The organism is Deinococcus pimensis DSM 21231 (assembly GCF_000519345.1).
Taxonomy (GTDB): domain Bacteria; phylum Deinococcota; class Deinococci; order Deinococcales; family Deinococcaceae; genus Deinococcus_A; species Deinococcus_A pimensis.
Genome location: NZ_KI912620.1, coordinates 1,853 through 9,155, shown reverse-complemented (window position 1 = coordinate 9,155; position 7,303 = coordinate 1,853). Strand labels below are relative to the sequence as shown.

11 protein-coding genes and 1 pseudogene are annotated in these 7,303 nt (G+C 69.8%); 3 read left to right on the top strand and 9 right to left on the bottom strand.

Translation table 11 applies throughout. The features are described from left to right. The 3 genes from DEIPI_RS35215 to DEIPI_RS0101995 all read right to left on the bottom strand — a co-directional run. Positions 1 to 1,093, bottom strand: a 1,093-nt coding sequence (locus DEIPI_RS35215) for an NPCBM/NEW2 domain-containing protein (protein WP_052351574.1), incomplete at its 3' end; no start/stop codon positions are given. A 162-nt stretch (positions 1,094 to 1,255) separates the two neighbouring features. Then, complete coding sequence (locus DEIPI_RS0102000; protein ID WP_027480681.1) at positions 1,256 to 2,680, bottom strand: hypothetical protein; 1,425 nt, start codon at positions 2,678 to 2,680, stop codon at positions 1,256 to 1,258. Positions 2,681 to 2,688: 8 nt separating this feature from the next. Beyond that, positions 2,689 to 3,600 carry a prepilin-type N-terminal cleavage/methylation domain-containing protein gene (locus DEIPI_RS0101995; RefSeq protein WP_027480680.1) on the bottom strand — a complete coding sequence of 304 codons (912 nt, stop codon included), beginning with the start codon at positions 3,598 to 3,600 and terminating at the stop codon, positions 2,689 to 2,691. Positions 3,601 to 3,657: 57 nt separating this feature from the next. On the opposite strand from DEIPI_RS0101995, the gene DEIPI_RS41795 reads away from it, so the two are divergent. Further along, positions 3,658 to 3,780, top strand: coding sequence for a hypothetical protein (locus tag DEIPI_RS41795; RefSeq protein WP_281173173.1), 123 nt, complete (start codon positions 3,658 to 3,660; stop codon positions 3,778 to 3,780). Between the two features lie 5 nt (positions 3,781 to 3,785). On the opposite strand, the pseudogene DEIPI_RS0101980 reads toward DEIPI_RS41795, so the two are convergent. Continuing rightward, positions 3,786 to 3,983, bottom strand: a pseudogene (locus DEIPI_RS0101980) (type IV pilus modification PilV family protein); the annotation flags it as partial. A 63-nt stretch (positions 3,984 to 4,046) separates the two neighbouring features. Between DEIPI_RS0101980 and DEIPI_RS37220 the strand changes: the two are divergent. After that, positions 4,047 to 4,316, top strand: coding sequence for a hypothetical protein (locus DEIPI_RS37220; RefSeq protein WP_027480678.1), 270 nt, complete (start codon positions 4,047 to 4,049; stop codon positions 4,314 to 4,316). On the opposite strand, the gene DEIPI_RS27755 is transcribed toward DEIPI_RS37220, so the two are convergent. The 4 genes from DEIPI_RS27755 to DEIPI_RS0101955 form a co-directional block, all read right to left on the bottom strand. Continuing rightward, the gene (locus tag DEIPI_RS27755; RefSeq protein WP_084473876.1) at positions 4,313 to 4,558 is read right to left on the bottom strand and encodes a pilus assembly FimT family protein; all 246 of its coding nucleotides are present in this window, start codon (positions 4,556 to 4,558) and stop codon (positions 4,313 to 4,315) included. The two genes, DEIPI_RS37220 and DEIPI_RS27755, sit on opposite strands and share 4 nt — an antisense overlap. Before the next feature lie 182 nt (positions 4,559 to 4,740). Next, on the bottom strand, positions 4,741 to 5,388 hold the full coding sequence (locus tag DEIPI_RS0101965) for a hypothetical protein (RefSeq protein WP_157463405.1): 648 nt from the start codon (positions 5,386 to 5,388) through the stop codon (positions 4,741 to 4,743). A 122-nt stretch (positions 5,389 to 5,510) separates the two neighbouring features. After that, entirely contained in the window at positions 5,511 to 5,888 is a 378-nt protein-coding gene (locus DEIPI_RS0101960) for a CBS domain-containing protein (protein WP_027480676.1), read from the bottom strand. Positions 5,889 to 5,898: 10 nt separating this feature from the next. Beyond that, a complete protein-coding gene (locus tag DEIPI_RS0101955) occupies positions 5,899 to 6,327 on the bottom strand; it encodes a CBS domain-containing protein (protein ID WP_045233456.1) in 429 nt (142 codons plus the stop codon). 134 nt (positions 6,328 to 6,461) lie between these two features. Between DEIPI_RS0101955 and DEIPI_RS0101950 the strand changes: the two genes are divergently transcribed. Then, positions 6,462 to 6,884 carry a hypothetical protein gene (locus DEIPI_RS0101950; RefSeq protein WP_027480674.1) on the top strand — a complete coding sequence of 141 codons (423 nt, stop codon included), beginning with the start codon at positions 6,462 to 6,464 and terminating at the stop codon, positions 6,882 to 6,884. A 46-nt stretch (positions 6,885 to 6,930) separates the two neighbouring features. Here the strand turns inward: DEIPI_RS0101950 and DEIPI_RS27750 are convergent, their stop codons facing one another. After that, positions 6,931 to 7,233, bottom strand: coding sequence for a S8 family serine peptidase (locus tag DEIPI_RS27750; RefSeq protein ID WP_245588491.1), 303 nt, complete (start codon positions 7,231 to 7,233; stop codon positions 6,931 to 6,933). Positions 7,234 to 7,303: the final 70 nt, after the last annotated feature.

Sequence of the window (7,303 nt, the reverse complement as noted above, 5' to 3'; positions counted from 1 at the left end):
CGGGCTGCACGGTCACGCCGCGCGGGTCCTCGGGGAGGTTGGCGGCGGTCACGGCGCCCGCGCGTCCGTCCGGGAGCTTCCAGGCGGGGTCGGGCGTCCCGTCCGGGAGCAGGCGCAGCACGATCGTGGCGTTCTGGTCGGTCGTGCCGGGCACGGGCTTCGGGAACCCGCTCCTGCCGAGCGCCACGATGGCGCCGTCGGGCGCGATCGTCACGTCCACCGCGCGGTTGCCGGTGCCGGTTTCCTGCACGAACCGTCCGTCCGTCCCGAAGGCGGCGTCCTTCGTGCCGTCGGCGTTGTAGCGCGCGACGACGTAGCCCTCCACGCCGGGCTCGTCGGGCTCCAGGCCGAACAGGACGACCTTCCCGTCGGCCTGCACGGCGCTGTCCACGACCGTGAAGTCCGGCCGGACGGTCGTGAAGGTCCGGTCCACGGTGCCGGAGGGCAGGGACGGCGGGGCCGCCGGCCCCTCGCAGTGGACGGTGGGCTGGAGCCAGTCGGCGTGGTCGTAGTACAGGTTGTCCCCGCCGTTCGTCACGACCATGCGCAGGTCCGTGCGGCCCCGCAGGTCCACACTGTAGAACTTCGCGGCGTCCTTGCCGGTCGTCACGCCCGAGTCCCACACCCTGGTGCCGTCGAGGAAGATCTGGAAGATCACGCTGCCCCGGTCGCCCACCTCGTCGTCCACGCCGACGTACCCGTCGAGCTTGCTGCACGACACGTTCGCGATGGTGCTTTTCAGGCTCCAGCGGAGCTCGCTGTCGGCGTGCACGCCGTACCCGACGTCGTACGTCCTGCCGCCCACGCTGAGCTTGCGTCCGTCGCCCCTTTGCTGCTCGCCGTTGCTCCTGTTGATCTCGACGGGGCCCCAGCCGTTCGTGGCCGAGAGGATCGGCTCGTAGTAGAGGTTGTTGCGTCCGGGGTCGAGCGTGAGGGGCGTGACGGCGCCGGGCGCTCGCGTGGAACTCCAGGGGTGGCTGGCGCCGCCCGCGTACGGGCCGAGGTCGTCGAACGAGGTCGCGCTCTGGCCGCAGGCGAGGAGCAGGGCGGGCAGGACCGCCGTGAGGGCGGCGCGGGTGCGGTGTCGTGACATGAAACCTCCTGCGCCCGGTGGATACGGCGGCGCGACGCTGGGCGGAGGCTTCAGTGTGGCATTCGTCACGAAAAGATTCGTGCGCGTGGCGTGAAGACCGGCTTCACGCCACGCGCACGGACCATTCATTTCAGGGCGCTTCGTGAGAGAAGCGCACGCGCGCTACTTGCGGCTCAGGATGGCGATGTTGCCGGGCGTCGGCACGCGGGGGACGGAGGGGATGCGGACACCGCCTTCGGGCCTCCCCATGTAGTCCACACCGCCGTTCGCGGTGATGGTACCGGTCGCGGCGATGGTGCCGCGGAAGAGCCAGTTGCTGGTCGTGCCGTTGATGTCGATGGCGCCGCCCGACCAGAGGGTCGCGTAGATGCTCGCGCCGCCGTTGCCGTTGAGGGTGATGGAACCCTCGGAGCTCAACAGCGTCTGAGAAGCCTTCGTGTCGTTGCCGAACACGTTCTTGCCGAAGGTGTAGCCGCTCTTGGCGTAGAAGGCGCTGCCCGCGATCGTGGTGCTCGTGCCGCCCGTGCTGCCGACCGTCTGTGGGACGTTGGAGACGTCGGCGCTGAAGTTGATGGTGCCGCTCGCGACCTGCACGTTGTTGAGGGCGGCCTTGGTGGTGCTGGGGTTGGTGCCGTTGAACGTCACGGTGGCCGTGCTGTCGGCGATGACGATCACGTTGTCGAGTGTTCCCGAGAAGGTGACGTTCGCGCCCTTGGGAAGCACGATGATCGCGTTCGAATAACTCTGGGTGACGGTCGTGGTCCCGGTCGCCAGGGCCGTGCATGATGTGATGCCCGTGTTGGCCGGCATCAGGGTCGGGCACGCCGGCGCGGTGGTGGCGTTCGTGTACGTCATGCCCATGGCCTTGATGAGATCGCTGCGCTGCGATTCGAACACCGGGGCGGGCACGGTCGGTGGGGGCGAGGGAATGCAGACGTTCGAGTTGACCTCACCACCGAAGGTGCATTTCTTGTTGCTGCTCGCGTCGTACAGCGCGCGGTAGTCGCCGAGGGTGGACTGGCCGGTGGCCGTGATGTCGCCACCCGCCTGCAGATCGATGCGGAAGTTGCAGGTGCCGGGGCACTTGAGGTTGCTGTTGGTGACGATGCCGCGGTCGAACTCGGGCTTGTTCTTGGTGGTGTTGGTCGCGTTCATCACGACGGCCTCGGACGACCACGTGCTGTCGCCGATCGTGCTGACGGACTTCACGACGATCGGCACGTCGGAGTTGGTGGCCACGCCGCTGGTGCAGGTGGGTGGCGTCACGGAAGGATTGAGCGCCGTGATCGTGACGGTGAACGTGACGCCCGTGGGCGCGGGAACGCTGGTCTTCGTGGTGCTGTTGTACCAGCAGGGCCAGTTCTTGTAGAGGATCTGGGTGGCGTTGGCCGGATCGACCTGGTTGAGGCGCGCGAGCGTGAGGTCCACGCCCGCCTCCGCCTGCGCGCGAACGGCGGCCTGCAGGCTGACGTTCCTCGCGACCTGCACGTTGGTGCTGCCGAGGAAGCTCGCGCCGATGCCGAGCAGCAGCAGCACGGCCATCACGACGAGCGCGACGATCAGGATGAAGCCGTTGTCTCTCTTCATGGGCGTCCTCACTTCACGGACTGCGGGTTGAGCAGGCCCACCACGAGCACCTTCTCGGTCCGGCGGTAGCTCTGGTCGGTGGTGGACGTCGGGGTGTAGGTGGGAATACCGAGCGCCGTGGCGGTCTGGCCGTCCGGGAGAGCCGCCTGTGGGTAGGTGGCGGTGTCCGTGAACGTACGCGCCGGTCGGGTGGCGCGCACGCGCAGGTACACCCCGACGGACGCGGTCTTGTTGTCCCTGACGGCGCCCGTGAACGGCGTGGTGGAGTACGAGCCGGACACGGCGCCGCCACTGTTGCGGAAGAAGACCTGGAAATCCTCGACGCCGTCCACGACGGCGGCGGCGGTGCCAACGGTGGCCGTGCAGCCTGAGAGGGTCGGGTAGAGGAACGTGCCGCCACCGCTGGCTGGGCAGGCGTAGGTCGTGACCTTGCGGGTGAGGCTGGTGCCGCCCGAGTCCGTGGCGGCGGTGTACTCGACGCGCTCGAGCGTGTAGGAGACGGTGGAGATGGCCTTCACACGCGTGAGGGCGAGCGTGTCGGGGCACACCGTCCCGGCGGTGCAGGTGGGACTCGTGACGACGAGCGTGTTGAGCGCCTTGCCGGAGGTGTCAACGAACTCCCATAGGGCCGACTGAGCGAGGTAGTTGCTACGGGCGCCCGTGGGCACGATGCTGGTAGCCGCGACGAGGGCGTCGGTGAAGGCGCCGGGCCCCCCGGTGAAGCCGGCCGAGATGAGGTCGTTCTGAAGCATCAATCCGGCCACCTCGGCATTCTGCGTGACGTCAGTCGTCTGCTGCATCGTGACGGTGGTCTTCTGTGCCGTGGAGAGCAGGCTCTGGATGGCGACGAGGATCACGCCGACGACCAGCATCGCGATGAGCAGTTCCGTGAGGGTCAGGCCTTCGCGCGTGCGTCTCACGCTCAGTTGCTCCCGTTGGTGAAGGGGCGCGCGGCGACCGTGTCGATCGTGAGGGGGTTGCCGCCCGTCCAAGAGACGGTGACGCTCACGCGGTCCGCGATGGGCGACGTGACGGTCGTGGCGCAGGTCGTGCCGGTCGTGTCGCTCGCGCAGGGCGTGACGGTGACGGTGCAGGTGTAGCCGCTCTACTGTGTGCCGCAGTTGCCGCTCGCGCGGGAGGTGAGGCGACGCTGGTACTCGAGTTCCGCTCGGGCGATGGTGAGCGCGCGCTCCACCCCGGAGGCCTTGGAAGTGCTACGCAGCGACGTCGTCTGGATCGCGGTCGCGCCGATTAGGGCGAGCGAGAGGATCGCGACGGAGATCAGGACCTCCATGAGGCTGAAGCCGCCCTATGCGCGTTAGGTGGAGTTCATCTACGGACCCTTCCCGCGGCGGTGAGGGCGACGGTGGCGCTCGACGTGCCCGAGGTGGCCGCGAAGGTGAGCTACGCCGCGGCGGGCGTGGTGCCGGTCCCGTCGCAGGCGTACGGGAGCCCGTCGGGCCGCCAGACGACGCCGCGCGTGGTGCCCGTCCCGGCGGCGCCGAAGGCGCTCACGTCGGCACTGACACGCGGCGTGTTCTTGAGCGAGATGGCGTTCAGGGACGTGTCGTCGGCGAGCACGCACGCGACCGAGGTCGAGTTCGTCGTGGAGCGCGCGCGGCTCGTGAAGGTCTAGGTGGCGGAGTCCCAGACGAGCGCGACGGGACGGTTGCGGCGGATGCTCTCGAGACGGGCGCGCTGCAACTCGGCCTGAACGCTGGCGGCGACGACGTCGGGGCGAGGCTGGTTGAGGGACGGCGCGACGACGGCGAAGAGGACGCCCATCACGGCGATCGTGACGAGCAGCTCGAGCATGGTGAGTCCGCTCGTCCTGCGGGTCGTGGTTGTGGGGGTGGGGGTCGTTGGGTGCGAGAGCATACCGGGGCCGCCTTCCTTCGACGTGCTCGTTTGCGGTATCGAGCGGGGGAGCGAAGGGGTAAACTTGACATTTTCAAGCTAGGCGGGGGGCCCTTACGGTTTTCTTACACTTTCTCATTCATGAAGTTGTAGTTCCCATCCACATCGCGTGGTTCTCTCATGTCATGCGGGTGGATCATTTCTCATACAAATTTCATCATGGTCGCCTCACGTGAGGATCGCTCCTCCCAGGAGCGCACCCGCCGCTCACCCACGTACCACCCACGCGGTCCCAGCTTCGGCTGATCGAACACCACGAGCGGCGGAGAATCCAGCGGAGAATCCATCGGCACGCCCTGCTCACCCTCCACCACGAAGCGGACACGGGCCCCCTCGTCGGCGCCCGCGCGGAGGACCTCGACGAGGTTCCCGGAGTGAAGTCCTTCGCGCGGTCCGGGCACGAGGATCAGCCCCGAGCGGTCCCGTCCACGCGCCGCCAGAGACCGCGCGGCGACCAGCAGGGCCTCGCGCTCTCCCTGAAAGGCCACCACGAAGGACGAGCCGCGCAGCCGCAACCGCAACGTGTTCCCGAAAGGGCTCAGGACGGCGGAACCCGCCCGGTCCACCCGGACGCCCATCCGGGCCGCGGCCAGCCGCAGCCGAAGGGGATCGCGCAACGCGGGCGGATCCACCCGCAGGGTCACCGCGTCGATCACCGCCGCCTTGCCGGGAACCCGGTCGTGGGGCGCGACGGGCGGCACCGCGTCGCCGGGCGCGGCGCGGAAGGTCCACAGCCGGAGCGGCCGGTTGAGGCGGAGGACGAGCACGGCGGTCCTGGAAGGTCTGGGCATACGCACCTCGGGCGCCCTGCGGGCGTACCTCACAGTGTCGGCCTGCGCGAACAGCGGGAGGCGGGGGCTGTCTGGACAGCCCCCCGCCTCCCCTCAGGCTTCCTCCCCGCGACGTCCTCGTCCTACCCGGAGAAGCCCGGCCTGGGCGCGCGCACCAGCACCTCGAGCAGGTCACGTACCGTGACCACGCCGAGGAGCGTGGCGTCCGCCGACGTGACGGGCAGGCCGTTCACGCCCGACTCCAGCATCAGACCGGCCACCTGCTCCAGCGTCGCGGTGGGCCGCAGGCGCAGCTCCGGCGGACGCATCACGTCGGCCACGCGCTTCCCGTCCAGCGGCGTCGGAAGCGCCTGCCCCACCACGAGCCCCACCAGCCTGCCGCCACGAACGACCGGCAGGACGTGCAACCCGGTCCGCAGCAGGGTATCGCGGGCCTCCCCGGCGGGCGCCGTCTCCTCCACCGTCACCACGGCGGACGTCATCACGTCACGAACCTTCATCGTCGTCACCTCATCCCAGGACCGGCAGGCCCACGTAGTCGCGCAGCACGTCCGTCACGGTGACGATGCCGACGAGCTCGCCCGACCCGTTCACGACGGGCAGACCGCCCACGCGGTGCTTGAGCATCGTGTACGCCGCGTCCGAGAGGAGCGCCGTGTCCGTCGTGGTGATCACCGAGCGCGACATCACCTCGCCGACGTGCAGTTTCGCGAGCAGGTAGGTGATCTCCCAGATGCTCAGCGACGTCGCCTGCGACGGCATCGCCTCCTTGAGGTCACGGTCCGTGACGATCCCGACGAGCCGCCCCTCGCGCCGCACGGGAAGGCGGCGGAACCCGCCGTTCTTCATGAGCTGTACGGCCTCCGGAACGGTGGTCGAGGGATCGACGGTCACGAGGTTTCGGGTCATCACGTCCGCGACTCTGGTCGTGCTGGTCATGGCGTCCTCCTTGACCGCATCGTCTCAGCGTTCGATTACGGGGGCGTTACCGCGTCCCCCGGGACGCTCCTCGTTCCTGCGGTAGACTGACCCTGCCCGGGCGGCCCCGCGCCGCCCCCAAGGAGAATCCCGACATGACGACGAACCCCATGAAGCCCCGAGCCTCCGGCTCCGCCTCGCGTCTCGCGCTGTGGGCGGCGGTGGCGCTCCTCATCGTGCTCGGCACGCTCGGCATCATCGCGGCCGTGCGCGCCAACCCCCTCGCGTCCGACCGGGCGTCGGCGGGCATCAGCAAGTACCAGTTCCTCGAAGAGTGCAAGGGCCAGCTCGACCGGCAGGTCCGCGAGGTCGCCACGAACGCCAAGCTGCGTCTCGACGACCTGCAGTTCCAGGACCCCGGCCTCGTCGTGCCCCAGGTCGCGCCGCGCGAGGGTGGCGGCTGGACCTGGACGAGCGTCGTCTCCGTCGTGCTGCAGGGCCGTCCCGGCGGGCAGGCGCAGTTCACCTGCGAGCACGACAAGGCCAGCGGCAAGACGGCCATCGTCGCGCTCCAGTGACCGTGCCGGAGGAGGCCGCCTCCAGCGGGGGCGGCCTCTTCCCGTCCTAGCGGGACGCGGCGGGCGCGGCGCCCAGGGCCTTCACGGCGGCGGCGGCGTCCACCACGCCCCGCCCGCAGGTGCGCGCCGCGTCCCGCGCGTCGCAGCGCCCGCCCGGAAAGGGCGCGGCGGCGCGGGTCAGCAGGTCCGTCACGGCGGCGGGCGTCAGGGAGGGCTTCAGGCCCACCAGGAGGCTCACGACGCCCGTCACGTGCGGCGCCGCGAGGCTCGTGCCGGTGCGGCGCGCCGCGCCGCGCGGCGTGACCGTCACGATCTCCCCGCCCGCGTCCGTGCCGCCCGGGGCGGCCAGCGTGACGCTCGCGCCCCAGTTCGCGTAGGGGCGCGCGGCGACCAGAGCGGTCCGTGGCGGTCACGGTGAT

Coding starts and splice junctions, on each gene's coding strand:
- DEIPI_RS0101960 (WP_027480676.1), bottom strand. CDS start 5,888: ATGAAGGTTCGTGACGTGATGACGTCCGCCGTGGTGACGGTGGAGGAG.
- DEIPI_RS0101955 (WP_045233456.1), bottom strand. CDS start 6,327: ATGACCAGCACGACCAGAGTCGCGGACGTGATGACCCGAAACCTCGTG.
- DEIPI_RS0102000 (WP_027480681.1), bottom strand. CDS start 2,680: ATGAAGAGAGACAACGGCTTCATCCTGATCGTCGCGCTCGTCGTGATG.
- DEIPI_RS0101950 (WP_027480674.1), top strand. CDS start 6,462: ATGACGACGAACCCCATGAAGCCCCGAGCCTCCGGCTCCGCCTCGCGT.
- DEIPI_RS0101965 (WP_157463405.1), bottom strand. CDS start 5,388: ATGCCCAGACCTTCCAGGACCGCCGTGCTCGTCCTCCGCCTCAACCGG.
- DEIPI_RS27755 (WP_084473876.1), bottom strand. CDS start 4,558: ATGCTCTCGCACCCAACGACCCCCACCCCCACAACCACGACCCGCAGG.